Below are 26372 nucleotides of genomic sequence, written 5' to 3'. Positions count from 1 at the left end.
GCTACGCCAACCTAATTCTGGCGCCGTTTGCCCACATGCCAAAAACCAGTGCCACGCTGCTGATAATCGATGATGACGAAGTGGTGCGAGCCAGTCTCGCAGCCTACTTGGAAGACAGTGGTTTCAGCGTCCTGCAGGCCAGCAACGGCCAACAGGGTCTTCAGGTATTCGAGCAAGACAAGCCCGACCTGGTCATCTGCGACCTGCGCATGCCGCAGATGGGCGGACTGGAGCTCATTCGCCAGGTTACCGAGATTTCCTCGCAGACTCCGGTCATCGTGGTGTCGGGTGCCGGCGTGATGAATGACGCGGTCGAGGCGTTGCGCCTGGGCGCGGCGGATTACCTGATCAAACCCCTCGAAGACCTGGCGGTGCTCGAGCACTCGGTGCGCCGGGCCCTGGACCGTTCACGGCTGTTGGTGGAGAACCAGCGCTATCGGGAAAAACTGGAAACCGCCAACCGCGAGCTGGAAGCCAGCCTCAACCTGTTGCAGGAAGATCAGAACGCCGGGCGCCAGGTGCAGATGAACATGCTGCCGGTCAGCCCCTGGGCCGTCGACGATTTCCGTTTTGCCCACCAGATCATCCCTTCGTTGTATCTGTCGGGGGATTTCGTCGACTATTTCCGGGTCGACGAGCGACGCGTGGCGTTCTACCTGGCGGATGTCTCCGGCCATGGTGCCTCGTCGGCTTTCGTCACGGTGCTGCTGAAGTTCATGACCACGCGGCTGCTGTTCGAGTCCAAGCGCAACGGCACGCTGCCGGAGTTCAAGCCTTCCGAGGTTCTGGGGCATATCAACCGCGGCCTGATCAGTTGTAAGCTGGGTAAACACGTCACCATGGTCGGTGGAGTCATCGACGAAGAGACGGGCTTGTTGACCTATAGCATCGGCGGTCATCTGCCGTTGCCTGTGTTGTATACGCCAGACAGTGTTCGGTATCTGGAAGGGCGTGGTTTGCCGGTGGGCCTGTTCAACGAGGCGACCTACGAAGACCACGTGCTGGAATTGCCGCCGGTATTCAGTTTGACGCTGATGTCTGATGGCATTCTGGATCTTTTGCCAGAGCCTACACTCAAAGAGAAAGAAGCGGCCTTGCCTGAGCGGGTGAGTGCAGCGGGCGGCAGCCTGGAAGGCTTGCGCCAAGTGTTTGGATTAGCCACGCTAGGGGAGATGCCGGATGATATCGCCCTGTTAGTGTTGAGCAGGAACCTTTGATGAGTACTGGTAGAATCCAGTTCGCCGAGCAGGACGGCACATTTGTCCTGAAGTTTGTCGGTGAAGTGCGCCTGACGCTGTGTTCGGCGCTGGATGCGACTATTGAGCGGATCTTCACCGCGCTGAATTTCAGCGCCATCGTGATCGACCTGACCGAAACCCGCAGCATCGACAGCACCACCCTTGGCCTGCTGGCCAAGCTGTCGATCCTGTCGCGACAGAAGGTCGGCCTGCTGCCCACCGTCGTCACCACCCATAACGACATTACCCGTCTGCTGCAATCGATGGGGTTCGACCAGGTGTTCAACATCGTGGGCGACCCGGTGCCGTGCCCTGAGTGCCTGGACGACCTGCCTGACCAGGATCAGTCCGAGGAAGAAGTGCGGATCAAGGTGCTCGAAGCCCACAAGATCCTCATGGGGCTGAACGAATCCAATCGTGAAGCGTTCCACGACCTGGTGAACGCGCTGGAGCGGCCCGGAGGCTGACTCAGTCCCTCGTTCCCACAAAAACAAAAAGGGGCGAACCCATCAGGTTCGCCCCTTTTTGTTTGCTGGTGTTTCATCTCACAGCTTGGCTTGCAGCAACGCCTCGAGCTTCTCCTGGTCCCGGGCGAACTGACGAATACCTTCCGCCAGCTTCTCGGTTGCCATGGCGTCCTCGTTGGACAACCAGCGGAACTGCGCTTCATTGAGGCTCAAGCGCGCTTCACCGGTTTGCCCCGGTGCCAGCTTGCGTTCCAGCTTGCCTTCGTCGGCGGCGAGTTTTTCCAGCAGTTCCGGGCTGACTGTCAAGCGGTCGCAACCGGCCAGTTGCTCGATCTGATTGAGGTTACGGAAGCTGGCGCCCATGACCACGGTCTTGTAGTCATTGGCCTTGTAATAGTTGTAGATGCGTGTCACCGACTGGACGCCTGGATCATCGGCACCGGTGTAGTCGTTGCCGTTGACCTTCTTGTACCAGTCGTAGATACGTCCCACGAACGGCGAAATCAGGAACACCCCGGCGTCGGCACAGGCCGCGGCCTGGGCGAAGGAGAACAGCAGGGTCAGGTTGCATTGGATGCCCTCACGCTCCAGCTGCTCTGCGGCGCGAATGCCTTCCCAGGTCGAAGCGATCTTGATCAGCACACGATCACGGCCGATGCCGGCCTTGTCGTATAGTTCGACCAGACGATGGGCACGCTTCAACATGGCGTCGGTGTCGAACGACAGGCGCGCATCCACTTCGGTGGAGATGCGCCCTGGAATCACCTTCAGGATCTCTTGCCCGACTGCCACGCCGAAACGGTCGCTGGCCAGGCCCACATCACCCTTGCAGTCCGCCACGCAGGCGTTCAACAGCTCGGCATAGCCGTGCATCGCCGAGGCCTTCAGCAGCAGGGAAGGGTTGGTGGTGGCATCGACCGGCTTGATGCGGGCAATGGCTTCGAAGTCGCCGGTGTCGGCTACGACGGTGGTGAATTGCTTGAGTTGTTCCAGCTTGGAAGTCATGAGCGTGCTCTGTCCTATGGGTCTGTTGACATTACCCGAGGGCCGGCGGCCACTCAAGGGCGTCTGCGGGGATCAATGGCCCCGGTGGCAACAACCTGAAAACGGCTGTTTGAAAGGGCGGGGCAGGTACCGGTAGATACGATGCCAAAACCTCGCGCAGGTTCAACCCAAATGACCGTCAGCGCCCTTCCAGCAACCCCGCCGCCTGATCCAGCAGTGCCAACGGATCCTTGCTCTTGTGGATATCCACCGACAACAGTTGCCGAAACCGTCGCGCCCCTGGAAAACCAGTGCCCAGGCCCAACACATGACGGGTAATATGATGCATCGCCCCGCCAGCGGCCAGGTGATTGGCGATATAGGGCCGCAACTGCGCCAGCGCCTCGGCCCGGCTGATGACCGGCGCGGTGCTGCCGAACAGCTGCTGATCCACCTCGGCCAGCAGATAGGGGTTATGGTACGCCTCGCGCCCCAGCATTACACCGTCGAAGGTCCGCAGATGCTCATGGCACGCCTCGAGCGTCTTGATCCCGCCGTTGAGCACGATTTCCAGCTCCGGGAAATCTGCCTTCAACCGCGCCACCACGTCATACCGCAAGGGTGGGATGTCGCGGTTCTCCTTCGGCGACAGCCCCTCCAGGATCGCGATCCGCGCATGCACGGTAAAACTCGTGCAACCGGCCTCGCGCACCGTGCCAACGAACTCACACAGCTGCTCATAGCTGTCCCGCCCGTTGATCCCGATCCGATGCTTGACCGTCACCGGGATCGACACCGCATCACGCATCGCCTTCACACAATCGGCCACCAACCCCGGATGCCCCATCAGGCATGCGCCGATCATGTTGTTCTGCACCCGATCGCTTGGGCAGCCGACATTGAGATTGACCTCATCGTAGCCATGCTCCTGCGCCATCTTCGCGCAGGCGGCCAGATCCGCCGGGACACTGCCGCCCAACTGGAGCGCCAGGGGATGTTCGGTTTCGTGGTGGCGCAGGAAGCGCTCATGGTCGCCGTTGAGCAGGGCGCCGGTGGTGACCATTTCGGTGTAGAGGAGGGCGTTTTTGGAGAGGATGCGCAGGAAAAAGCGGCAATGAGCATCCGTCCAATCCATCATGGGGGCCACACTGAAGCGCCGAGACGGCTCAGGCCGCGTATTCTCTAGCTTTGAGCCTGTTTTAACAGTGGAATTATTCAACGTGTTCTGTACCGATTTTCGGGGGTTTTGGGGCGTTTTTACCAATCGGTTGGTACAATGTACCAACCGAATCAGAACGTGTACCAATTCTCATGGCAACGATCAGATCACGCAAAAAGGCCGACGGCACCATCAGCTACACAGCTCAGATCCGCATCAACCGCGACAAGGTGACAGTCTACCAAGAGAGCCAGACCTTCGCCCGGAAACAGGCGGCGCAAGCTTGGGCGCGCAAACGTGAGTCCGAACTGGATGAACCTGGTGCGATTGAGCGGGCGAACCGCAAAAGCGCCACGCTCAAAGAAATGATTGACCAGTACCTGATCGAGGTTGAGAAAGCCCGGCCGCTGGGCAAAACCAAACGCGCAACCCTTACGGCCGTCGGCGAAACGTACCTGGGCAAGCTGGCCGATACCCAGATCAATACCCAATGCCTGGTCGATTACGCGCTATGGCGGATGAGCCCCGAAGGTGGGGGCGTCCAGGCGCAGACCGCTGGCAACGACCTGGCGCACCTCGGCGCTGTGCTTTCCATCGGCAAGGACGCATGGGGATACCAGCTTGACCCGATGGCGATGGGTGGCGCACGGCGCGTACTGCGCAAGCTCGGCTACAACCTGAAAAGTCGCGAGCGTGACCGGCGCCCTACGCTGGACGAGCTGGACAAGCTCATGAAGCATTACCAGGACATGCAGGCCCGGCGTCGAAGCATCATCAACATGATGAAAGTGGTGGGCTTCGCCCTGTTCTCGACACGCCGTCTCGACGAAATCACCCGGATTCGCTGGGACGATCTCGACGAGCGCGGCCAGCGGGTGCTGGTACGCGACATGAAGAACCCAGGCCAGAAGATCGGAAACGACGTGTGGTGCTACCTGCCCGACGAGGCCTGGAAGATCCTCCAGACCATGCCCCGCGCCGGCGAAGATATCTTCCCCTACAGCCCTGAATCAATCTCCACCTCCTGGGCGAAGGCCTGCAAATTCCTGGAAATCAAGGATCTGCACTTCCATGACCTTCGGCACGAAGGGGTAAGCCGTCTGTTCGAAATGGACTGGGATATCCCCCGGGTGGCAAGCGTTTCAGGACATCGGGATTGGAATTCGCTGAGGCGCTACACCCATCTGCGTGGCAAGGGTGATCGATATGTGAAGTGGGAATGGTACGAAGAGATATTGAGGGCGCCCGTCCAACTGGGCGCCGCATCAATGAAGTGGCTTAAAAGGCGTGTTTTAACCCGTTGAGCTGGCTGTTCTCTTTAACCGCGGCTGCCCGCTGTAGATCGAGATAAGCAGCCAAGTCGGTGATATGGATCCCCTTGGCCGACTTCTGGCTGCGTTCCAGACGGGTGATGGGGATCTTGATCTGCCCGTTCATCACCTTGCGTTGAAACATGTCAGGCGTCAGGTGCGTGAAGTAGTCCCGGCAAACCCGTTCCAGCGAGATAATCGCCTGGCCGTCGTACTGGGCCATCAGGATAAAGGCTGTGTTCATGATGTCCCTCACATCCGAAACGGTTGATTAATGAGCGTCGGCCGGGCGGTGCGTCCTGCAGGTTGCGCATCGTCCGCCTGAATTTCGCAAATAAACCTGTGCCTATTCCGATTTGTTGCGCTCAGTGCCTGGGTGAGCCTTGGTAATGCGCCAATGCATTGCTCATAGGCATCCGGCCCGTGCCAGCTTTGGGCAGGCAAAACCTGGCAGTCAGTACGTGTCGCGTCGCTGCATAAGTACAAAAGCAGTAGGGCTGTCATACGTTCCCCTTTCGTTCAAGACGGGGGCGGACGGATGTTGGTTTTATCGCTGAAGCCATGGCGACGACCCGCATATCGCTTTCGCTCAGCTCCATGTCCCTACTGCCTGATGGGGTGGCGGGAAATAATCGATTGGCCTGTACAAATGCGGAGAAGGCCTCGTCGAAGTGCGCGGCCAGCGCACTCCTCAACGTGTCGAAGTGAAGCTCGAACTCAATTGCCTCAGCCGGTGTAACTTCCACACCGACCTTTTTTGGTCGGCTCTTGCTGGTATACAGGCTGGGAGTGCATGTATCGCAGACCTTGGACATGATCTGCGCCGCAAGCTTTCGGTCGTACCGATTCACAATCGGAAACCAACGGATTTCTCGGCACTCTTCGTTTAAATCATCAAGGGTTAAACCGTGACGCGCTAACAAGTTATCCAGCATGCGTTGCGCATTATCCTTCTCGCCGCCTTCGCCACGCTCTGCGAGGGCCATCAGCTTGCGTAGCTTGGCCTGGACCTTCGCATCGCCTCCACGGGGCATTTGTGCTTGCATGGTGCTTCTCCTGGTAAGCGGTGGGGGAGTTGCCGCTCCCCGCGTTCCGCCTTTTTTTTGATTGTCAGCGTGCGTAGCGACGCGTTTGGTTTTGTCTTATTGCTTCCCGCTCTGCCATGAAAGCTGCCCACTCCAGCGTTTTTCGCTTCTGGCGAATCCGACTACAGGCCTGGTGCGTGCGGGTGGAGCGCGCTTTACCACATATATCGCAGCGGCTGGGCAGGTCGAGGCGTTGACTTGCCATGGCTGGCCGTGTCCTCGCTGGGCTGACAGACATAATTACTGCCCTCCCATGAGCATGCGTGTCAGGGCGTTGGGCTGGCCGTCCGGTGTCAATTTCCTGAGTGGCTGGGTGGTGGTGCGTCCATTGGCGCTACGCAATGTGGCCACGTCGCCGTTGATCTCTTCAATCACAGCTTTGCGGGCACTGAAACGATAGCTGCGACCGCCGCCACTGATTGCCACGTAGCTGACCATGTCGCCGATACCCAGCGGGGTTGTGGTAGCCTCTGCGGCGCTACCTTGGGTTTGATTCACTTGCATGGTGCTTCTCCTTTGGTGGTAGGTGTCGGGGAGTTGCCGCTCCTCGACACCGTCTTTTCAGGCCGTTCTGGCCTGGTCTTGCTTGATGATCGCTATGACTTCGTCCCGGTCCTTCGCATAAGCGAAAGGCAGATCGGCGCCTGGGCGAGTGATGGGATACCGCGCTTCAGGCAACCGGCACTCGGCCACCGTGTAGCCGCTGTCAGTGATCCAGCAGTTCTGCTGCACTTGTCCGTCTCTGTTGCGTTTCACTGCCCACTTCATGCCCAGACCCTACGCAGGTCCTGCCAGATCTCATCGCCGTCGGGGAAATAGGTGTGAACCTCTTGCTCGGGGCTGTTATCCAGCCGCAGGACTGCAATGCAGTCGTCGAACAGGCCAGCGTCGAGACGGCGCAGCTCGGTCAGGTCAAACGGATGTGCCGGGCCGTTGTACAACCCGAGCAGAAAACGCCCGATTACCCCGCTTTGCCCGGTGTCGCGTTGCGCGACCGGCAGCAAGCGAACCAGCGCCTCGACGCCGGCTTTGCGGATGGCCGGACGCTCGGCCTGGTACTGGAACAACTCGTCAAAGGCATCTTTGAGCGTTTTGTTGTGCATGGTGCTTCTCCTTGAGTGGCAGGCGTTGCCGCGCCTGGTGTGTGTTGCTGTCGATTGGTCAGGCCTGGAAGTGCCAGCACTTCACGATGGGTTGCTTGGTGATGACCGCGTTGCTGTGCTTGGCCTGGTGAGCCCGCACCGCGCTATCCGTCGCCTTGTTGATGTCGATCAGCTTTCGAGAGCGGGAGTCCTTCAGCCGCTCGCGCAGCTCGCTGACATCGGCAATTTTCTGGCGATGCTCTGCGGCGCACTTCACGAAGTCGTTGAGGTTGATGGCGATGATGTTGTCTTTCTTGCTGTGGTTGACTACAGGCCCATCGGCGTCGAGGCCTTCCAGGTATTCGTACACCTCCCAAAATTCGGCCACGACCGGATGATCGGAACTGATGGAGGCCTGGCGCTCTATCGCCATGCGAATGATCTGGGTGCGGGTGTTGCTGACCTGCGCGTCGGTGAGCGAAACCACCATCCGCAAGCAGTCGAGCAACGCGAGCAGTTGGGCGTGGTTCTTGTTGATCCGCTCGACACGGATGTAGCCGCGCAGCTTGTTGCCGCAATGTACGCAGTCGCTTTGCTCGTCTTTGAAAGGGGTGTCGCAAGCGAAGCAGTGCGAGTGCAGGCAGCGCAGTTTCGCTTCGTAGCCGGGCAGGCGCTGTGCAAACAGATCCATAACTTCGGCTTCTTTGCGCACGGCCTGCAATACGAAGTTGCTCAGCGTGGTGCCTTCCAAGGCGTTGAGTAAGTCCGCAGCAGCGCGGCTCTCCGGGGTCACGTTCGGTCGCACGAAGTGCAGTTTGACGATCCGGGTCATGATCGCTTCGGAGGCCACTACCGGCGCGTTCTGACTGATGGCGATCGTTCCCCGAAAGGGCGGCTCGTACGTCTCGTTGCCGGCGGTTTTAACCCCTTTGGTCGCCAGGGTGCCGCCGCCGTAATAGTCCTTCAGTTCATCCCATTCGAAAGTTTTGGAGTGCGCCTTGTCTTCGCCGCTTCGGTCGGATTCCAGCAACACGATAGGCATGCCAGACACCTGGCCCATCAAGCGGCTGCGGCCGGCCTTGGTGGATTTGGAAGGGTCAAAGCCCTCATACCCATCACGGCCGAGTAGCTTCCATAACAACGTCAGCAAGGTCGTCTTGCCGGCGCCGGCTTCACCGGTGGCCTCAAGAAAGGGGAACGACTGGTAGCGATGACGGATTTGCTCAGCAAACAGCGAGCCGAACCAAAACGTCAGGGCGACGATTCCCTGCGTACCGAAGCATTGCCACAGCAGATCCAGCCAGCGCGGGTCGTAGTTTTTGGCATCCTTGGTTAATTGGATTTTTACCCCTTTCTGCAAGCTCTTGAGTTTCAGCTTGCCCATTTCGAAAAACTCTTCTTCGTTGATGGTGATCAGTTGCCCTTCGCGAACGGCTACATCGTTGAACACGTAGCAGCCGTACTCCCGGCTGTAGCCGACGTAGTCGATGGTCTGAACGGTTTTAATGCCGAACAGTTGGTCTTTCATGATTTTGTCCAGCTGCTGTCCGCTGCCGGTGAACACGGCCCCGGCGCCCATGCCAAGAAGCCTTTTCTTGAACTCACTGGCAGCAGCGACCTGGCCGCCGGTGAAGGTGTTTTTCACTGAGCCGCCGTCGTGTGGGAAATCGACGCGGAAGAAATACCAGGACTCGTCGGTTATCTCGTTGCGCTGGAAATACAGTGCCTTGGGGTAGCAATTCGCGATCTCGACAACGCAGCCAGACATGCGCAGTGCCTTTTCGCGAATGGCCTTTTCGTTGAGCAGTTGGTCTTCCTGTTTGTCGCTGTCATCAAGCGCCTGTTTGGCACTGTTGAATTTGGAAATGTCCAGCTTCCACCAGTACAAGCGCGAGTCGAAGCAGAAGTGGAACTCCTCCCGCTCGCGCCACTGGTACATGAGCAGGGCCTTGTCGCTGGCGCTTTCGGCAATCAGCAGCGCGCCCTGGTGCCTGGCTTCTTTGAGGTCTTTTTCAATTCGCTGCGCTCGTGCCTCGTCATCGTCCAAAAAAGCCCAGCGCTGATGCAGGTCATTCCAATCGACCTTGCGGTTATCGGGCTGCAGGATCTGGGCAGCCTCGCAAAAAAAGCCCAACTCCCGGGCTTGCTTGACCCATGAGCGGGTGTATTTCTGCGCGCCAGGCTCGTTGTCCAATGCCCAAACCAACTTGGGCGGCTTTCCTTCACAGTCCGCGATCAATGTCTTGAGCGATTCTTCAGGGAATGCATTCGAGGACAGCGCGGCGACCGCAGAAATGCCGTTATGGATGAGCGCTATGGCGTCGAAAATGCCTTCGACAATCCACAGTTCATCAACCTGAAGAACATCAACACAAGGTGGGCACCACCAGTAGCCCTTGTAGCTTTGCTTGGGTTGGAAACGGGCTTTCTTCTTACCAAAGCGCGAGGGCTGGTCAATCAGGCGTTCCCAATAACCGCCATGTTCGAGAGGGAACCGCACCGTGGCCGAGCCGATATTTAGGTCGCGGTCAAAATAACTTTCCTGGGTGTACCAACCTTCAATCAGTTCCAGGCGGAAGCCGCGAGCAAAGGTCAGGTACGCCTTTGCGGTGGCGGTTGGCTGGTCATTGGTGGCTGGCGCACGCTTGCTCCAATCGTCAAACAGGTCGGGGTACAGCTCCTTTACCGGGGCCTGGTACCGACACTTTTCCTCGCGGCCGCAGCGGATAAACCACGGTTTATCGTGACGAGAAAACAGGCGCTTCTGATTGCACTGTGGGCAAGTACCCTTGCGCATGTAATGCGTGCCGGCCATATGTTGCAGGCCGTAATCTGACTCAAGGCGCTGAAGCACGTCGGCGCGCAGCTTGTGCTCCATGGGCTCGCGTACAAAAGCTTTTGCGCCATGGGTGGGGACGAGTCGCTTATTCATCGGGGCTTACTTCACTTCGCCGAGACTGTGTTTAAGGGCGCCAATCAGGCGTTTTTGCGCGGCCATTACCGGGAAGGCCGCGAGCAACGAGCCATGCCGTAAACCCTCGGGGATCATGCGAAAGCGGTCGTCGTACCAATGCTCGTTAAACTGCAGGGCGTATTGGTTCCGTAGCGCTTGGAGCAGCGCTTCGGCCTCTTCGCGGGGCAGTTTTGCGGTGATGGCGACGTCGATTTCCATGGTCCACCTCGAATTTCGGGCAAAGCTCACCCAAACCCACGGGAAGCGGGGCAGGGCGGGTTGTTTAAAAGGGGTTACTGAGGTTGTTGCTTCAGCGCGGCATCACGCTGGGCCAGCATCGTCTGTGGTAGCAGCCTTGCCGGGACCGGGTAGCGAAGGTCCGCCCGGGTGTCGATCAAATGGACGACGGTGCTGCCTGGGCTGGAGCCCCAGTCCACGTCGATCCACTTGCGTTGGTTGATGATCTGCAATTCAGTCCAGGCGTTGTGCACCAGTTGCTGTGCCATGAAAACTGGTACTTCCAATGCGGTGGTCATATGCCGGACGCAGTTTTCGTACAGCAGGTCTGAATCCACCAGGTGCTGCGCTTCGTGCCGTTCCAGGTAGGCGAATGCGGCACGTTGCATGCTGCTGCGGTAATCATGGTCAAGCTGTTCATGGTTCATTGCGCACACTCCATTTCCATTTGGTCGAGCAGGTCGGGTTGATCGTTGGCGGACTTCATCGCGGCACGGCGCAGGGCAATGTCGGCGATGGGCAACTTGACGGAGGGGTTCGCCATGCCGCTGGGGCTCATTTCATGAGTCATTTCGAACTCAGCCCGCACTGACCAGCCGCAGGCCTCATTGGTGCATTGCAGATAGGCCACCCGCAGGAAAATGTGTGTGCCTTCGCTGGTGCGGATACGCATGCGGCCGAGGCAGTGAGGGCAGACCAGCTTGTAAGTGCTCAATGCTTGCGCTCCTTGCTGTGCAACTGGATGGTGGCAAGCACTTCGGAGTGGCGCGCAGCCATGTAGCGATTGTGAGCGCCGAGAATCGCCGCAGCCTCGCCTGGCTCAACCACCCCGTCCTCCAGTGCCTTCGCGATGATCTGATCGACGTAACCACGTTTCGCTGCGGCATGTACCGAGCGGCTGTACAGGTCGATGTTGTCCAGCGTCTCGGGTTTAGCGAGCGGCACGAACATGCCGCCATACATGGCTGCGATGTATTCAGGCAGGTGAGTTGTGCCGGCATCCTGCTCAAGCAAGTGAATCTGCTCATCGCTCAGGGGGCGGCTGCCGGCGTTTTCGTAAACATGGTTATCGAACTTCTTCAGCTCATAACCGAGCCGAGCTGCGGCGCACTCGCGCCCGCCGGGGTAAGCGCAAATGACTGCGCTCATGACTTGGCGCTTGGTCGCTAGTATTGGGCGTTTCATCTTCTGGTTTCTCCCTGGTGCCGTCGCCCCTACAGTCATTTCATACAGCCTTGCATTCTGTTTGCTCGTTTGAATCCGCCAGGATTCCGGGTAGGACTTCTTTGCCGATCACTTTGGAGAGGTCACGCAAAATGCGGAACGACAAACGACCCCGAGGCAGCGTGTCGTGACCGGCCCAACGCTGGACTACTTGTGTCACCGTGCGCGGCTCGTAGCCGTGACTGATCGCGAACTGGCGGAAATTGCTGCCGTGCTCGATCAATCGCGCCTGAATCTGGCGCTTTTCCATGGCTTGGCTCATGGTTGATGTGTTCCTAGTTGGTTAAGATGTACCTGTTTGTTCGCAGTATACGCACCAAAACGAGTGCGTCAACCGGATCATATGAAAAAATGAGTATATCTGAGCGTCTTCGCAGCGTTCTTGATGCCAAAGGCCTGTCCATAAAGCAGGCTGCCGACATCATCGGCATCCCCTACAGAACGCTCCAGAACTACCTTCTGGACGAGAGAGAGCCCAACGCGAAGGCAATGTCGGCCTTTCGCACTCATTTGGGTATAAGCGTTGATTGGCTATTAACCGGTGAAGGTTCCATGTTTCACAGCTCGGTGGGCGAGGCCGCCCAGGCGCATGCTGCAAATAAGCAGGAGGAGGCCATCCTTGAACTGTTTCGCTCGCTTGGGGAGGCGGGCAAGCGGGAGATACAAAGCGCTGCTGAGGAGAAGAAACGCTTAATGGATGTCGAGCAGCGCCTCAAGGATTTGACTGAAGCCCTTGCCGATACCAAACGGCCAGCATAATCTGTACCCATTAAGAACGGATCAGTCAGAAAGGACGCCGACGATCCACTTGCCGACGCCCAGATCTCGGGCGCGCGAATACGCCGCCAGGCGAATATCCAAGCCACCATAAGGACATGATCCATGCGCAAAACAACAATCGCAGTTACCTCTTTGCTTACTTTCAGCCTCCCAGCAGCTTTTGCCGATATCCGCGAGATCGACGAGGTGGCCATCGTGAAAGCTATTGGCGCGCCTGTAATCAAGAAAGTGGCAGAAGAGGATTCGCCTGGTTGTAACACGACTCGCTATACCTTCGGAGACAAGGTCTTTGATATGAAGCTTGAGTTTAAATGCAATCGAATAAATGTTGCATGGACAAGCTCGAAAGAACTCAAGAACAAATCCCGAAGCGAGCAAGCATCGGATCTAGCAAAGCGCGCCGTTCAAGCTCTGTCGCGAGAGAGCGGCGTGGAGGTGGAAAAGGTTAGTGCTGGGCAGGTATTGAAAGAAAGAACTTATACAAATGGATTGGTTGGTAGCGGGTCGTGCGCCATGAATTCCTGTTTGCTTACCTTTAAATAAAATCAACTCTAAATAACGTGGTCGGCAAATGCATTCAATAGCCCCTTATTCACTTCGTTGTTTTAATCCTTATAGCGACCCTAGTAAGGGCGAAGATCGCTATGCTGTACTGGATAAAATTGGTCAGTTTGACATGTATCAGCTTTTTAAAGCTTTTATAGAGGCTCAGGGTGATAAATTCAAAATTGTTGAGACTACGCAGCAAGTTTATCGTTTTCATGGGATGAAATTTTATGATGACAAAAGAGAGATGGTCGGTTGGTTTGAAGCTGGGTATTACGGAGTAAAGAATAATATCATTGATATTGAAACAGGGAATGTGGACTTTGAAAAGCTTCAAAATAATGCCGAGATTATCAGGCATTATGTGAGGTTTTATATCCCTAATGGTTTTGATGAGGGGGTTGCTTTACTACATAATTACAAGGGTAACGGAATAAAAACGTTATTGCATGATCTCCTAAGGGAGCATTTCAATAAGGTTACTAAGCGAACTTTTCAGATGAATCCTTTGGCTTACAAGAAGGCGTTTAAAATTTGGGAGGAGGCTGTAACTAAAGAGATCAAGCTCACAAAATTTATGGGGATGCCCGACATTACGGATCAGTTGACTCGTCTTGGTCATAAAGAACAGCAATTGATAGTAAAACCCCCAAGTCGTGGCAAGCTGGGGAAACTTAAAGACTTCTTCAAACCAGGAACTGAAGAGTATGAAGTGGTTGAATTTTTAAGGCCTCATTGCGCACAGATAAAAGCCGTCGCCGAACTGGATGGTAAAAAAAGAACTTTTACAATTGGACGTCCCGCAGAGGAACAAATATGTGAGATCATTGTGGATGAGGATGAAGTGGTTATGGTTGCTGGAAATCCAGAACCAGAATCTTTACACAAATGGTGTACATCACTTCTTCAGGAATTTGTCGGGTATATATATCCAGGGCTAAAGGTTAAGATATGAGTAGCAAGATAAATGTCGCGAATATTGTATTAGGGCATATTGCAACACTTGCTGATCCTGCGGGGAAACGCTCCCTTATGGATTACGTGACATTTTTTGCAGTGCCAAGCGTGGTCGCTGCGGTAGCATGCTTTGCAGGCTACAATTTAAATAAAGATGTTTCTTCGATGCTTGTTAACTTTGGTGCGATTTTTACAGCGCTGCTTCTTTCCGTGTTGGTGCTGGTTTACGATCAGGAAAGTAAATTGAGTTCGGTCAAAGGTACTGATCCTCTTTATGAGGCAAAAAAAATACTTTTGCGCCAGCTTTATTATAATATTTGCTTTTCTATAATTAGTTCGATTGTTTTGGTTGCTTTGTGTTTTGTTCACTCGGTATTAGATGGGGTGGTAAATAGGGTTGAGTATGGTGGGTATGGGGTTAGCTTGAATTACGCTAAGTATATTTTGACTCCGCTGGTTATTTTTGTAGTTGTTAATTTGATGCTTACTATTGTTATGATTGTGAAAAGGATGCATGCGATGCTTACTATTTAAGTAAGCGGGTTACCTCTTCATATGCGCTGAAACTCTCGGTCCACCGCCCGTTTCGCCGTTTTCTCACTCGCATACAACCAGCGCAACCGCTTCGGCTTGCTCTGATCCCCAGCGGTTACCGTCTTTTCCTTCCCAGTTTTCTTGTCGCGGTAGTACGCGATGATCCCTGTGTAATTCCCGTTGTTCTCCTCCGCCAACCCTTCAACCGTATCCTCGGGTAGCTTGCTCTCCAGCTCCAGGCTGACGGTGTATCCATTATCCGGGCTGAGGGTGTGCTGCACATTTCCGCCATACCAGATGATCTCGTCGATCTCCGGCTTCACGCCCTGGAGCGTGTAGGTCAGCTCGGGAATGAGGTCAGGGCGGCCCCGCGCCAGAGTGTAGCTGAGCGTCGCGCTGCCACGTTGCAGACGGTTGAATTCCGCCCGGGCAGCGCGCAGGGCGGACTGGCGGTCGCTGAAGGTGTGGCGCAGGTCTTTGAGGTTTTCACCACCACCGGCGATGGCCTCCTGTTTCTTCGCACTGTTCACGTCGTAAAAATAGGCGCGCACACCGTCGTAGCTGTCGCGGTCAGCTTGCAGATAACGGTGTTGGTCTCCATCGGTGCGGGTGAGGGTGATATGCGGCAGCTCGGCGCCGGTGGCTGTCTTGCCGCCGCCCGCCGGCAGGCATAGCAGGCAGCCGGCCTTGACTGTGACCACCGCGTCGAACTCTTCCCCCACGCGGCTGATCAGGTTGGCGTCGGATTCGTTGGCCTGGTCCAGCTGAAGAATGGGCAATCCGTCGAGGGCGCCAGCGATGGTGGCGGTGAGGCCGTTGCCCAGGGCGATATCGCCCAGAACATCCCCGAGGGTGGAGTTGCTCCAGCTACGCTCGCGCTTGGTCTTTAGGCCTTTGCGAAGGTCCGCCGAGCGAGCGCGGATGCTCAATACATCCGGCGCGCCGCTGTGTTCGGTTTCATCGACCGTGTAGGTGCCTTTGTCCACCAGGCCTGTGTCGCTCCAACCCAGCCACAGTCGGATGGTCGCGCCTTTGGGCGGGATCGCCAGCAGCCCGTCGTGGTCGCTGAGGGTGATGCTGAGCTGGTCGGCCTCGATCCCACGATTGTCGGTCAGCTCCAAGCTCATCAGCCGTGGGCTGATCAACTGGGCGATGTCGTTGCCATCGACCGTGATACGAAACGCCGGCACCGGGTAGGCCGCATCGCGGCGGTAGCGTTCGACCAGATCTTCGACGTAGCCGGTAACCTTCGACAAGGCCGCATCAATCACAGCAACGCCCTCAAGATGTTGACGCCTGCGCTGGTGCCAGCGCCGAGGAGATCGATCCGGTCGTCATCGATGCGCTTGAGGTTGATCGTGAATTCAATACGCCGAGGCGTGCCGTCACGGAAGAACAGCGTTTTGGTTTCGCTCAGGCCATCGATAATCCACAGGCCGTAGATACGGCCGCTGCCTTCAACCATCGGCCAGGCCCTGCCGGTGTTTGCCATCAGGCGCAGGGCGTCGAGGCTCAAGGCGCTGCCGGCCAGTTCCGGCAGGATGACGCCGGGCAGGGTGATGGTGTCGTCGCCGCGACCGACAAACTGCCGAGCCGGAGCGGCGCCGACGCGGCTGTTGCTCGCATGGCGCCATTCGGTTTGGCGTTGCAGCTCTTGGTAAGCGGCGGTGGACAGGCTGAACACGAACATGCCCAAGGCAAGCATCATGGGGATTACTCCAGATCTGACAGTTTGCTGCGTTGGCGGGCGGCCTTTTCGCTGGCGATGCGCGCCAGCTCGGCCCGTACGGCGCGGCTGATTGCCTGGGCGTCCATGCCTGGCGTGGTGTGGATGTTGATTTCGTAGGTGTCGTGGCTGTCATGAACCGGCGCCGGGGCGGGGCTGATGGGCGCACGGTCATCGATCGACAACGAAGAGGCTGCGGCAGCCCCGACCGGGAATTGCGGCAACGGCATGGCAGCCAGAGGCATGGCGGTTGCGCCGAGGGCCAGTGTGCCGGCTGCCGTGAGTTGTTTGCTCAGGCTGGTCATGGCAGTCAGTGGCCCGTTTTGACTGCCCTCAAGACCCTGGGCCAGGCCCGCCATGGTGAAGCCGCCCAGCTCTGCGAACACACGGGAGGGGCTGTGGATGTCGAGCTTTTCCTTGAACCAACCAATCACCGCATCGCCTGCCCCGGTGATGGCCTCCTTGGCAACAGTCAGGCTGTTGGTGATGCCATTTGCCAGGCCTAGAATCATCTGCGTACCTAGTTCAGCGAACTGTGCAGGTAGACCTAACAGAAGGCTGAGCATATTGCCGATGACAGCGCCAAAACGTTCGCCCATTGACTGAGCGGCGCCGCCGACGTCCTCGACGGGTGCAAGTAGCTGGCCGAACCAGGTGATCAAGCTGCTGACGCCATCTGATATCAGGCTGAACAGCGGGCGTGCGATGCTGCCCAGAAGCTCCATGGCCGCGCCGACACCTGGCAGCGTCATAACGGCCTGGCCCAGGTTCAGCAGCGATTGGCCGAGCCCGGCGAAACTATCGAGTACCGGTTGCAAGGCCCCGACCAGGCCTTGCCAGAAGCCGAGGAAGAAGCCCTTGATGGGGTTCCAATATTTGTAGACCAGCACGCCAGCAGCAACCAGGGCAGCGATGGCAGCCAGCAGCCAACCGATGGGTGTCGCCATGATGGCGGTACCGACCGCACTGATCGCGCCGCCGAGCATCGGCAGCACGCTGGCGGCGGCCAGGCGGGCGCTGCTGACGAAAGCGGGTAACGCACTGAGCAAACCACCCGCCGAGCGAGTGGCTACGAGGGACCGCCAAACCTTCCCAAGCCTGCCGATGTTGGCACTGGCGCCTGCTGCTGCGGTGCGCGTGGCTAGCAACTGGGTTTTAACCAAGCCCAGACGAATGCCAAACATGCCCATGCCGTACCGCACCATGGCGAAAGGGCCGAGTAGGCTCGCCATCGTCAGTGCCAAGCCACCAAACACGAAGGCCAGGCCGGCGACAGCCGCTACAACCTTCACCAGGCCGCCCGCCAGTCTCGGGTTTTCCCGAGCCCAGGCGCCAACGCTGTTGGCAACCTCTCCGAGGGTGGTGATGATCTGTTTCAGTTCGGGCGCAACGGCAGCGCCAAACTCTGCCAGCGCGTTGGTGAAGCTGCCCTCTGCTGCTTCCATGACGTTGGTGAGGGTGGCGAGCTGTTCATTGACCCGCTTGCGCAAATCGGCTTGGTTTTGCAGCTTCTGCTGCACTTCCCGATAACCCGCGATCCCCTTGTTCATCATGGTGTTCAAGGTGGTCATTGTTTCGGAGTCGTCGCCGAACAGCAGCTTGATCGTGGACGTGCGGTCCTCGTCGTTCAGTGACTTCAGTTTTTCGACTTGGGCGAACAGATTTTCCAGTCCGGCGAAATTGCCTTTTTCGTCGGTGAACTTGAAACGGATGTTTTTGCCTTCAAGCTCCATGATTTTGTTGACGTCTTTGATCCCGTCCTTGTCCAGGCCTGCCTGGAAGATTTTCCGGTAGGCGTTACCGGCCGCGCCGCCTTCCATACCTGCCTGGTCCATCATGATCAGCAGCGGGGCCAGCTCGGCAGCGGCGTCGATGCCCGATTTCTTGATGGTGTCCATGACCGGCGCGATCTTGCTGAAACCTTGGAGCATGTTGGTCGGGTCTACGCCGGAGTAGAACCCACGCTGGATGATGTCCATCAGCGCCATCATGTCTTTCTCGGATGTTCGGGTAGCGTCCTGCATCTTCGCGGCAAATTCAGCCGCAGCGGTTACGGGCATCTGCAACTGAACGCCCAGGTACGCAGCCGCTTCGCCAGTGCCGCCGAGGATGCTTTGCGCGCTAAGGCCCTGGCGCCGCAGCATGGTCATCATTGCTTGAAAGTCGGCCGTGGTGCCGGGCAGGCGGTCGCCCAGCTTGGTCGCTAGGTCGGTGATTTTCTGAAAGTCTTCAGACACCTTGCCGGTGCCGTCCATCATCGAAACCTTGAGTTGCGTGGCCGAGTCTTCGTTCGGCGCGAAGGCACTGATGGCCTTAGCCACCGGCCGACTCGCGGCATATCCCACACCCAGGCCGGCGGCGCCGTTCATTGCCATGTTGCCGGCGAGGTTCTGTGTTTTCTCCAGCTTGGCGCGCTCGATGGCAAGGCGCTTCTGCTGAGCATTCAACGCGACCAGGCGTTTGCCTTGTTCGCTGATGCTGGCGTTGGTGGCGCTGATTTGCTCGCGCAGCTGGCGTTCGTGGCTGCTCAGGTTCTTGGTGCTGATGCCGGCGCCCTGCAGTTTGCTGCGCAGGGCCTGGAGCTGTTCGCCCTGTTGTTGATGTTGTTCCTTGAGCTTCTGCGCTTCGCGAACGGCTGCGCGGAAATCCCTGGTCATGGCCTTGGTTGGCGCGCCTGTAGCGGCGAACTGCTGGGACAGGGCCCGCACTTTGTCGCGGGCGGCGATGAGGGCTTGCTCGGTTTGCTCGGCGGCAGCGCGCTGGGTGCGCCAGGCGCTGACGTCCTTCTGTTGAGCGTTGAGTTCCTTGAGGCGGTCGCGGGCTTCCTTGAGGGCGCGGGCGGCCCCGATGCTGCCGTTGTTGATGGCCTTCAGGGGGCCGCTCGCCTTATCGATGGCATTGAGCAGCACCTGAAGTTTTAAGTCATTCGCCATCGGTGGAACTCCGCACCCGGGCGCGCTCGCGCCACTCCATCAGTTCTTGCAGGCCCAGCTGGTCCATGTCAGCCGGTGCCCAGTGGAAAACCACGGCCAGGTCGGCCATGGCGTCTTCTACGCAACGAGGGACGCGTCCGTCTTCACCGACTTCTGCAACAAAAAACCGGAGATCTTGCTGCCGCAGGCGAGTAGGTCGGCCGGATCCATGCTGGCGACTTCGGGCGCGGTGATGCCTGGTGCGCTGATACGCGGCAGGATCTTGATGAGGGTGGCGACGTCCATATTCAGCAGGTCCACCAGTTGCACACCGCGCAGCTCGCCGGATTGCGGTTTGCGCAGGGTGATGCTGTCGATGACGGTTTTGCCACGGGTGATCGGCGTGTCCAGAGTGACGGTGTTGTCATCAACCGGCGGCAGGGCTTCGAGGGTATCTTCAGGTTTCATAGGTGGCTCCAGATTGCAGGGTTAACCGCCCTGGGTCGGGGCGAGAGGGGGTCAGATGCCGAGGGCTTGGCGCTGCTTTTCCAGCATGTCCACGCCATCGACGATTTCGATGAAATTGAGCAGGTCGATTTCGATGATTTCTTCGTTATCGACGATCAGTTTGTAATAGGTGCAGGTGGTGGTGATGCTGTGCTCGGTGTCTTCGCCCGGCTGCGCATCACCCATTTCGATGGTTTCGTGCCGGCCGCGCATGACGACCTCCACGGCGCTGACTTCTTCGGTGTCGTCCTGCTGAAACGCACCCGTGAAGCGCAACGCGATGCCCGAGGCATTGACGGCGCCGAACTGTTTGAGGGCGATCAGATCCAGGCCGCCGGTCTTCCATTCGAACTGGATGCCGTCGTCCGAGAAGCCCAGGTCGGCCTTGACCGGGCCGTTCATGCCGCCGCCGCGATAGGCTTCCATCTTGCGGCCCAGCGGCGGCAGGGTGACCGACTTGACCACGCCCAGATAGCTGTTGGCGTCGTTGAACAGGTTGAGGTTTTTGAGTTTGCGAGGCATAGCCATGGTGCGTGTCTCCGTTGCTCAGGCACAGGGTCAGCTCCCCTTACGGGGAGGCCCGGTTTAGCTGTTGATCTTGCTGGCGAAGTCGATCAGGTAGCGGTCGGTAATGCGTTGCCGCAACGTGAGGTCTTCCAGCGGCGGTACCGGCGTGTAGTCGTAGTCCAGGAACAGCTTGCCGGCCTTGAGCGTGTCCTTGTCGTTGGCGTCCTCTGGATACCAGCACCTGCCGCCGATCAGGTACCCAGCCGCGATCAACTCGCGGAACTTGGCGTTGATCCCTTCGATGATGTCGCGCACCAGGGAGGCATGCATGGGCTTGTCCACGGCCCACATATGCGCCTCGGCCATGGTATCGGCGAGGATCTGCGCGGTGCGGGTGTAGTTCTCAAAGGCAAACAACGGGTCTTCGCTGGTGGTGCGGCTGCCCCAGAAGCGAAAGCCGCCTTCATTGATCAGCGTGGTGACTTCGTTGCTGTTGAGGTAGTTGGCGTCCGTGGCCGGGTTTTGCAGATCCCAGAACACGTCGGCGCTGATGCCGGTGACACCATTGACCGCGACGTTGGACAGCGTTTTGTGCCAGCCCACTTCCTGATCGATCTTGGCGCGTAGGCCCAATGCACGGGCCACGGCCGAGGCGGTGACGGTCGCGTTGGTGACGGTACTCCAGTTCTGGAACTCCGGCCAGATGACCATGGCTTCCCGGGCGCCGAAGTTGTCACGGTAGGCGACCACCTCTTCCTTGGTTTTGCAGTCCCAGGCGCTGACGTAGGCGAAGGCGCGCAACTGCTGGGCGACGGTGACCAGGGCGGTGGCGACCGGCAGGCTGTCGAGGCCTGGCACACCGAGGATGCGCGGCACCATGCCGACGCGAGCCTTCGCGGCGAGCAGGGCTTTCAATCCGGTGTATTTACCCTCTGCCGTGGTGGTGCCGATCAGCGCACTGGTGGTTTCTGCCTCGGTGGCGCCTTCCTTCACTCGCACGACGATGGTGTAGGGCTTGGTCTGGTCGGCAATGGCTTGAAGACTCTTCGCCAGGGTGCCTGTGGTGCCGGCCTTGCCGATGGCGGTTTGAACGTTGGTTAGCAGGACCGGTGTGTCGAATGGGAACACGGTGGCATCAGCGTCGTCGGCCGTGCAGACCATGCCGATAACAGCGGTGGGGATGGTGCGAATGGGGCGGGTGCCGTCGTTGAGTTCGATGACCCGCACGCCGTGAAGATAATCGGCCATGGGTTTGCCTGCGCAGTGATTGGGATGACAGTGCACAGGCTGCCGCGCGCGCGCCGGTTGGGCGAGCGCGGGGCCTTGTAGGGGAGGGCGTTACAGGACGAACTGGGGCGAAGTGTTCACTTGCCTTGGTCTGCGATCCATGACGGTGTTACTGGGCGGAGCGTTGTGTCAGGGAACGTTGATTTCTGCGGCCAATCACGAAGAGCCTGACGATAAACGAGCAACTCGGAAAATTGCTCTGCCGTAAGCGTCAAAACTAAATTCAGTTCCTTCTCATCGCGATGGCGGGTTACAAGCCATTCGGTGCTGGTTAATTCTGCATCCCGCCAAGCTCGTTCCCCGGCAGCGATAATTTCGGGCGGCTGCGGGGGAGGATCAATCAGTATCGGATAACCGTCTTCATCACTTGAAATCAGCAGCCCCATGGACTGCCCCTCAAGCAGTTCAATGTGTCGCTCCCTGGTTATCTCAACCGCATCCCCTGGAATTTGATGCACCGAGTGAATGGAGTCGTCGTAGAAGCCACCAGCTGCCTTACTCGAAAAAATAGTCATGTGTTCGGCTCCTCAATGGTCAGTAACCGATAGCCAGTAAATAGATGGCATCACCGCCCGTCGCCAACTGACTGGCTATAGTGGCTGATACATTTGGACTTGCAGTGTTGGGATGAGCACCGCATGCGTACATGGCTGCGCCGGAAGCACTTGCATCGTTACTCGCGAACACACGAAAGACCGAGTTGGGAAAGGCTATGGGGTAGGTCCATGTTCCAAATCCGTTGGAGGTGCCTGCCGTGCCCCATTGGATAATCACACCGCTTGGAAGCTTGTGATACCCGTTACTAGACAGAGAGGCGCTGAACGTCCCGGAGTATTTGTTAAGTACAGTTCCAGAGATAACCCGCCATCCTGTTGGGTTGGAAACCAGAACGATGCTCTCGAAAACGTCAATTGGAAGAAGGGATAGGACGGATAAACCGATGGATATTTTAGGGTCACCCGAGAAGGGCTTCAAGTTGAAAGCCCCCGCCCCTGCCGAGATTGCAATGGTTTGACCCGATGCTGTCGTCGACAGTTGAGGCAGTGTGACATCTGATCCCGCGAGTGCTGATGATCCAATACACACCACACCCGTATCGGCCGCTGTCAGCTCCGACGCCATAGACAGAATTTTGATACCCGAGTAGTTACCCATTAAGGATCTAATAGCCGAGGATTGAGAGTCCCGTACAGATCCGCCCTCGGCGTACCAAACATTGGTTCCAGCGCAAGACAGGGTAATGGTGTCCCGCTGTCTTAAGACGATGCTTCCCCCAGCTCCGACCCCATCAATCCCTGTCATATAGTCCGCCCCCTGCAAGGCAAGGGTCACTGGTGCTGTTAACACGTTGGTGAACGTTACTACGCCGCCGTTTGGTGAGGTACTTGCGAGGGGAAGCGTGACGGTGAAAGGGGTTGCAGAGTTGAGCATGTATGACATGCCAAACGTGTTGGCGCTGGTCAAGGTTGTGTTTGCGCTCAAGCCTCCAATAGCTGCATGGTTCCCGGAGTTTTTCTTAACAAACTCAGTTGTAGCAATTTTCGAAGTGCTGTCGAACTGAGCCGGCGTGTTTGCCGTTGGGTTGATCAGCGCTGGCGAGTTGAGCGGTGCGAACCCCTTTGTTACGTCCTGAAAGGTCAGCGCCGTGGTGCCCAGGACAATCACTCCGTCCGTAACAAGCTGCCATCGGGTGTCGGCCTGAGTGGCGCCTTGCTCTACAGACACCTGTAACGCTGAAGTTACCTCGACGCTGGTGTCGGCATCTGGCGCACGCTGCCAGGCAGCGGTCGCGGTGATGTACAGGCCGTTGTCCTTGGCGGTAGTCTGGTTTTTCACCAACACCCGGTCGCCAGCCAGCAGCGTCACTCCATCAACGACCTGCAACCCGGTTAGAGCGATGTTTCCCGTAGTTGCTACGCGCACAGACTGCTTGTTGTCGAGCTTGTACATCTCCTCACGAATTTTCGAATCCACGTAAGTGCGGGTTGCCAGAACGACGCTTGGGTCGATCTTCAATTCGACGTTGGCGGTATTGCTGACGATGAGGTTCATCCGCACCACCTGGGTACGGCCTGAGCCTTGAGTCAGCAGAGGCTTGAAGCTTGGCGCGCAGTTCGCCACGGCGACCAGGTCACCGTCGGCGTCATACAGGCCCACCTCACGAATCCACCAACCACCGATGTTCTCAGGAATGACCTGCTCGGCAACGATGATGTTGGGGTTGGCTGGATCAACGCTGAGCTGGTTCAGCGGGGCCCGGCGGCGCTCATTGATCAGGTGCGTCTGCTGCTCGTCGGGGATCGGGTCGGTGTCGTTGGCGTCCCCAACGCCCATCTGCGCGAATGTCCAGGGAATGCCCAGGGCGTCCGCGTTGGCCTGCTTGGCTTTGCCGATGGCGGTGAGGATGGCGAAAAACTGGCTGTTTTGGTCTGTCATGGGTAGATGTCCATGGTGTCGATCTGGTGTTCACGGCCGCCCTGATGGATGTAGCCCGTGACCTCGATGTCTCGCTGTGTAGGTGGGTAGATATCAATCTCGTCGCCTTCGGTGACGCAGGCGCCGATATGAACGGAACCGGTGGTCTCCAGGCTGATGGCGAGCCCGGTGAGGTGGCGTGTCAGGGGTTTGGCATCGTCAATCAGCCAGGTGAGTTCCTGGTACATCTCTTCGGTGATGCCGGTGTCCAGCACGCCGACCTTGAGCCTGAAGGTGGCGCGAGGACCGACCGGAACGGTCTGCCACCATTCGATGATTTCAATCAGGTAGCCGAGCGGTTCAACGACGCGGCGCAGTGAGCCGATGGTGCCCTTGCGCGAATGGATGTAATACGCACTGCGGATGGCGGCGCGCTTGGCCGCTTCGGTCCATTTGCTGTCCCAGCGATCCACGGAGAAGGCCCAGGCCAGGTAAGGCAAAAGAGGCAGCGGGCACCGGTCGGGGCTGTACAGAGTGCGCAGCGGAATCGGCACTCGCTGGATCTGAGCCAGTGCCTGCACCGCTTGGCGCTCCAACGGCGTCGAATTGCTTGGAAGAAGGGGCGCGTCAGCCATCATTCAACCCCCAACGCCAAATCGACGGCCGTGCAGTACGGCGCCTGGTACTTCGTGGCAACGATGTCGGCCCAGTTCTCCAGCACGACCTTGCGCACACCCTCGACGTGTAGCGACGCGTGGATGATTGATTCTGAAACCTCCAGGCCCAGGCGACGCCGCTGGTGCACGAAGGCCAGCAACTGAGCATTGGCCGCCGCGAGAATCAACTCGCTCTCAGGGCCGGACGTCGAGAGAAACAGCTTGGCCTTGACCTGGTAGTTGATGACCTGGGCGCTTTGCACAGTGAGCCGATCCGCGACCGGGCGGCGGTCATCGTCGCTGAGATAGGCATTGACCTTTGCCAGCAGCGCGGGCGAGGCGGTGCCGTCACCCAGGATCGATTGCACTGTCACCACCGCCTCGGCCGGAGCGGGGCTCTCGGCAGTGGCGTCGGCCACCTGGCCGTCAGCAGACCGCGCATGGAAGATGTAGCTATTGCGCGGGCCGGCGGTGCTCAGTCCTTCCCACGCCATTTGAGCCCGCTCCCGCAGGCTGTCGTCGCTTTCCATCAGTAACGGTACCGGCGGCACGGCTGTGGGCTTGGCGGCCTGGATGACCAGGCGCTTGACGTTGAAGTTGCCTGCCAGGTTCTCCAGATCGTTGCCCTTTGCCAGGGCCAGCATGTTGGCGACGGATGCTTCATTGACGCGCTGGCGCCACACCGTCTCGCGGTAGGCGTTTTCCTGTAGCAGCTTGGTCAGCGGCTCAGACTCCAGCTCAAGCCGGGCAGCGATTTCAGCTTGCTCCTCGACGGGCCACAAGCTGATTGCATATGCCTTGCGCTCGGCGAGGATCTGCTCGTAATCAATTTGCTCCACGACTTCGGGCGCAGGGAGCTGGCCCAGGTCAATCGCGACGAATGAGTTCATGCGCTACCCCCAAGGTTCAGCGGCACGCTCAGGCTCAGCGGCTCGTTGCTATCGACGATGCTGCCCTCGATGTCCAGTGATGCTTGACCTTGCAGGGTGGCGCCCTGGAACTGCACGCGGCTCAGGCTAATACGGGGCTCCCAGCGCATCAGCGCCATGACGGTGGCGGCGTACACCTGCAAGCGGGTGATGTCGTTGAAAGGTTGGTCCACCAGTTCGGGCAACAGGCTGCCGTATTCGCGGCGCATCACCCGGGTACCGAGGCGCGTGCTGAGGACATCGCTCATGGATTGGGCAATGCTCTCCACGGTGGTGATGGCGGCGCCGGTGTGTCGGTTCATTCCGGTTTTCCCGTCTTGCCGCTGCCAGGCATGACGCCGCCGTGCAGATGTTTCACCAGACTGATGCCGGCGGCCACCACATCCACTGACACGGTGACTTTGCCGGTGACGTTTTGGTTGCCGGTCTGGTTGTAATCGCCCTGGTGCGTGATGTTGCCGACGATGTTGATGCCGCCAGTGCTGATGAGGTTGGTGGTACCGCCATCGGTGAGCGTGGCGTTGAGGTGGTGAACGACGCTGTCGTACTCGATCACCGTGCCGTCGCGGTAGGTGACGCGGTGCAGGCCTTCGCGGTCGCCGTTGGCGGGGATCTGGTCGCTGAACAGGCCGGTCAAGGCGACGCCGTTGCCGAGCTGGCCCGAGGGGCTGAACAGCAAAACCTGTTCGTTGACTGTCGGCGGGTTCCACTCCCGGTCAGCACCTGCGCGCAGGGCGATCCACGGCAGCCAGGCAGTGGTCAGGGCTCCGGTTTTGACTTGCACACGCGGGGGCTGCATCTGGACGGCAGCGATGGTGCCGAAGCGGATGAGGTTTTCGATCAGGCGGGCGAGGGTGGCTAAGTCGTTCATGGCGCC

Annotated in this window: 33 protein-coding genes; 7 read left to right on the top strand and 26 right to left on the bottom strand. The window is 58.3% G+C overall.

The features are described from left to right. The first annotated feature begins 35 nt into the window (after window positions 1–35). A complete protein-coding gene (rssB, locus tag FBX99_RS20980; RefSeq protein WP_144924098.1) occupies window positions 36–1217 on the top strand; it encodes a two-component system response regulator RssB in 1182 nt (393 codons plus the stop codon). Beyond that, window positions 1217–1705 carry an anti-sigma factor antagonist RssC gene (gene rssC / locus FBX99_RS20975; protein ID WP_144924095.1) on the top strand — a complete coding sequence of 163 codons (489 nt, stop codon included), beginning with the start codon at window positions 1217–1219 and terminating at the stop codon, window positions 1703–1705. The genes rssB and rssC overlap by 1 nt, the downstream gene beginning before the upstream one ends. A 78-nt stretch (window positions 1706–1783) precedes the next feature. On the opposite strand, the gene tal is transcribed toward rssC, so the two are convergent. Then, window positions 1784–2710, bottom strand: coding sequence for a transaldolase (gene tal / locus FBX99_RS20970; protein WP_144924092.1), 927 nt, complete (start codon window positions 2708–2710; stop codon window positions 1784–1786). Between the two features lie 178 nt (window positions 2711–2888). Further along, a complete protein-coding gene (gene dusA / locus FBX99_RS20965) occupies window positions 2889–3908 on the bottom strand; it encodes a tRNA dihydrouridine(20/20a) synthase DusA (RefSeq protein ID WP_145132758.1) in 1020 nt (339 codons plus the stop codon). 92 nt (window positions 3909–4000) lie between these two features. Between dusA and FBX99_RS20960 the strand changes: the two genes are divergently transcribed. Then, on the top strand, window positions 4001–5152 hold the full coding sequence (locus FBX99_RS20960; RefSeq protein ID WP_145132756.1) for a site-specific integrase: 1152 nt from the start codon (window positions 4001–4003) through the stop codon (window positions 5150–5152). On the opposite strand, the gene FBX99_RS20955 is transcribed toward FBX99_RS20960, so the two are convergent. The 11 genes from FBX99_RS20955 to FBX99_RS20895 form a co-directional block, all read right to left on the bottom strand. Continuing rightward, window positions 5127–5402, bottom strand: a complete 276-nt coding sequence (locus FBX99_RS20955; RefSeq protein WP_145132754.1) for a pyocin activator PrtN family protein — start codon at window positions 5400–5402, stop codon at window positions 5127–5129. The genes FBX99_RS20960 and FBX99_RS20955 overlap by 26 nt on opposite strands. A 256-nt stretch (window positions 5403–5658) precedes the next feature. After that, window positions 5659–6204 carry a DUF2786 domain-containing protein gene (locus FBX99_RS20945; RefSeq protein WP_145132750.1) on the bottom strand — a complete coding sequence of 182 codons (546 nt, stop codon included), beginning with the start codon at window positions 6202–6204 and terminating at the stop codon, window positions 5659–5661. Between the two features lie 279 nt (window positions 6205–6483). After that, window positions 6484–6747: a hypothetical protein gene (locus FBX99_RS20935; protein ID WP_145132748.1), complete on the bottom strand. Its 264-nt coding sequence runs from the start codon at window positions 6745–6747 to the stop codon at window positions 6484–6486. Window positions 6748–6804: 57 nt separating this feature from the next. Then, on the bottom strand, window positions 6805–6999 hold the full coding sequence (locus tag FBX99_RS20930; protein ID WP_256574011.1) for a hypothetical protein: 195 nt from the start codon (window positions 6997–6999) through the stop codon (window positions 6805–6807). A gap of 8 nt (window positions 7000–7007) precedes the next feature. Continuing rightward, on the bottom strand, window positions 7008–7346 hold the full coding sequence (locus FBX99_RS20925; protein ID WP_144924069.1) for a hypothetical protein: 339 nt from the start codon (window positions 7344–7346) through the stop codon (window positions 7008–7010). Between the two features lie 58 nt (window positions 7347–7404). Further along, a complete protein-coding gene (locus tag FBX99_RS20920; protein WP_145132746.1) occupies window positions 7405–10257 on the bottom strand; it encodes a toprim domain-containing protein in 2853 nt (950 codons plus the stop codon). Window positions 10258–10263: 6 nt separating this feature from the next. Next, window positions 10264–10497, bottom strand: a complete 234-nt coding sequence (locus FBX99_RS20915; protein WP_145132745.1) for a hypothetical protein — start codon at window positions 10495–10497, stop codon at window positions 10264–10266. 74 nt (window positions 10498–10571) lie between these two features. Further along, window positions 10572–10943, bottom strand: a complete 372-nt coding sequence (locus FBX99_RS20910) for a hypothetical protein (RefSeq protein ID WP_145132743.1) — start codon at window positions 10941–10943, stop codon at window positions 10572–10574. After that, entirely contained in the window at window positions 10940–11230 is a 291-nt protein-coding gene (locus FBX99_RS20905; protein ID WP_003183346.1) for an ogr/Delta-like zinc finger family protein, read from the bottom strand. The genes FBX99_RS20910 and FBX99_RS20905 overlap by 4 nt, the downstream gene beginning before the upstream one ends. Further along, the gene (locus FBX99_RS20900) at window positions 11227–11700 is read right to left on the bottom strand and encodes a YmfL family putative regulatory protein (RefSeq protein WP_145132741.1); all 474 of its coding nucleotides are present in this window, start codon (window positions 11698–11700) and stop codon (window positions 11227–11229) included. Before FBX99_RS20900 ends, FBX99_RS20905 begins: the two co-directional genes overlap by 4 nt. 40 nt (window positions 11701–11740) lie before the next feature. Then, window positions 11741–11989, bottom strand: a complete 249-nt coding sequence (locus FBX99_RS20895) for a hypothetical protein (protein ID WP_144924355.1) — start codon at window positions 11987–11989, stop codon at window positions 11741–11743. Window positions 11990–12090: 101 nt separating this feature from the next. On the opposite strand from FBX99_RS20895, the gene FBX99_RS20890 reads away from it, so the two are divergent. From FBX99_RS20890 to FBX99_RS20875, 4 genes are all read left to right on the top strand, one after another. Then, entirely contained in the window at window positions 12091–12498 is a 408-nt protein-coding gene (locus FBX99_RS20890; protein WP_256664103.1) for a helix-turn-helix domain-containing protein, read from the top strand. Between the two features lie 123 nt (window positions 12499–12621). Next, window positions 12622–13062: a hypothetical protein gene (locus tag FBX99_RS20885; RefSeq protein ID WP_145132737.1), complete on the top strand. Its 441-nt coding sequence runs from the start codon at window positions 12622–12624 to the stop codon at window positions 13060–13062. Between the two features lie 28 nt (window positions 13063–13090). After that, the gene (locus FBX99_RS20880) at window positions 13091–14020 is read left to right on the top strand and encodes a hypothetical protein (RefSeq protein ID WP_145132735.1); all 930 of its coding nucleotides are present in this window, start codon (window positions 13091–13093) and stop codon (window positions 14018–14020) included. Then, window positions 14017–14556 (top strand): hypothetical protein, encoded by a 540-nt coding sequence (locus tag FBX99_RS20875; RefSeq protein WP_145132733.1) that lies wholly within the window; start codon window positions 14017–14019, stop codon window positions 14554–14556. The genes FBX99_RS20880 and FBX99_RS20875 overlap by 4 nt, the downstream gene beginning before the upstream one ends. A gap of 17 nt (window positions 14557–14573) precedes the next feature. Here the strand turns inward: FBX99_RS20875 and FBX99_RS20870 are convergent, their stop codons facing one another. The 13 genes from FBX99_RS20870 to FBX99_RS20810 form a co-directional block, all read right to left on the bottom strand. Next, window positions 14574–15827, bottom strand: a complete 1254-nt coding sequence (locus FBX99_RS20870; protein WP_145132731.1) for a phage late control D family protein — start codon at window positions 15825–15827, stop codon at window positions 14574–14576. Continuing rightward, complete coding sequence (locus FBX99_RS20865; protein WP_145132730.1) at window positions 15824–16264, bottom strand: phage tail protein; 441 nt, start codon at window positions 16262–16264, stop codon at window positions 15824–15826. The genes FBX99_RS20870 and FBX99_RS20865 overlap by 4 nt, the downstream gene beginning before the upstream one ends. 5 nt (window positions 16265–16269) lie before the next feature. Next, entirely contained in the window at window positions 16270–19215 is a 2946-nt protein-coding gene (locus tag FBX99_RS20860) for a phage tail tape measure protein (protein ID WP_145132728.1), read from the bottom strand. After that, a complete protein-coding gene (locus FBX99_RS20855) occupies window positions 19205–19324 on the bottom strand; it encodes a GpE family phage tail protein (protein ID WP_003183333.1) in 120 nt (39 codons plus the stop codon). The genes FBX99_RS20860 and FBX99_RS20855 overlap by 11 nt, the downstream gene beginning before the upstream one ends. Window positions 19325–19332: 8 nt before the next feature. Next, window positions 19333–19662 carry a phage tail assembly protein gene (locus FBX99_RS20850; RefSeq protein WP_145132726.1) on the bottom strand — a complete coding sequence of 110 codons (330 nt, stop codon included), beginning with the start codon at window positions 19660–19662 and terminating at the stop codon, window positions 19333–19335. A gap of 51 nt (window positions 19663–19713) precedes the next feature. Next, window positions 19714–20229 carry a phage major tail tube protein gene (locus tag FBX99_RS20845; protein ID WP_145132724.1) on the bottom strand — a complete coding sequence of 172 codons (516 nt, stop codon included), beginning with the start codon at window positions 20227–20229 and terminating at the stop codon, window positions 19714–19716. Between the two features lie 57 nt (window positions 20230–20286). Further along, window positions 20287–21456: a phage tail sheath protein gene (locus FBX99_RS20840; protein ID WP_145132722.1), complete on the bottom strand. Its 1170-nt coding sequence runs from the start codon at window positions 21454–21456 to the stop codon at window positions 20287–20289. Window positions 21457–21572: 116 nt separating this feature from the next. Beyond that, window positions 21573–22010: a phage tail assembly chaperone gene (locus FBX99_RS20835; RefSeq protein WP_145132720.1), complete on the bottom strand. Its 438-nt coding sequence runs from the start codon at window positions 22008–22010 to the stop codon at window positions 21573–21575. Window positions 22011–22029: 19 nt separating this feature from the next. Continuing rightward, on the bottom strand, window positions 22030–23931 hold the full coding sequence (locus FBX99_RS20830; RefSeq protein WP_145132718.1) for a phage tail protein: 1902 nt from the start codon (window positions 23929–23931) through the stop codon (window positions 22030–22032). After that, window positions 23928–24545 carry a phage tail protein I gene (locus tag FBX99_RS20825; protein ID WP_145132766.1) on the bottom strand — a complete coding sequence of 206 codons (618 nt, stop codon included), beginning with the start codon at window positions 24543–24545 and terminating at the stop codon, window positions 23928–23930. The genes FBX99_RS20830 and FBX99_RS20825 overlap by 4 nt, the downstream gene beginning before the upstream one ends. Then, a complete protein-coding gene (locus tag FBX99_RS20820) occupies window positions 24545–25456 on the bottom strand; it encodes a baseplate J/gp47 family protein (protein WP_145132716.1) in 912 nt (303 codons plus the stop codon). The genes FBX99_RS20825 and FBX99_RS20820 overlap by 1 nt, the downstream gene beginning before the upstream one ends. Further along, complete coding sequence (locus tag FBX99_RS20815) at window positions 25453–25797, bottom strand: GPW/gp25 family protein (RefSeq protein ID WP_145132714.1); 345 nt, start codon at window positions 25795–25797, stop codon at window positions 25453–25455. The genes FBX99_RS20820 and FBX99_RS20815 overlap by 4 nt, the downstream gene beginning before the upstream one ends. Next, on the bottom strand, window positions 25794–26366 hold the full coding sequence (locus FBX99_RS20810) for a phage baseplate assembly protein V (RefSeq protein ID WP_145132713.1): 573 nt from the start codon (window positions 26364–26366) through the stop codon (window positions 25794–25796). Before FBX99_RS20810 ends, FBX99_RS20815 begins: the two co-directional genes overlap by 4 nt. Window positions 26367–26372: the final 6 nt, after the last annotated feature.

It is taken from the genome of Pseudomonas sp. SJZ074 (assembly GCF_007828215.1).
Classification (GTDB): domain Bacteria; phylum Pseudomonadota; class Gammaproteobacteria; order Pseudomonadales; family Pseudomonadaceae; genus Aquipseudomonas.
Note: the sequence above shows the minus strand (reverse complement) of the source record. Positions and strands in the feature narration are given on the sequence as shown.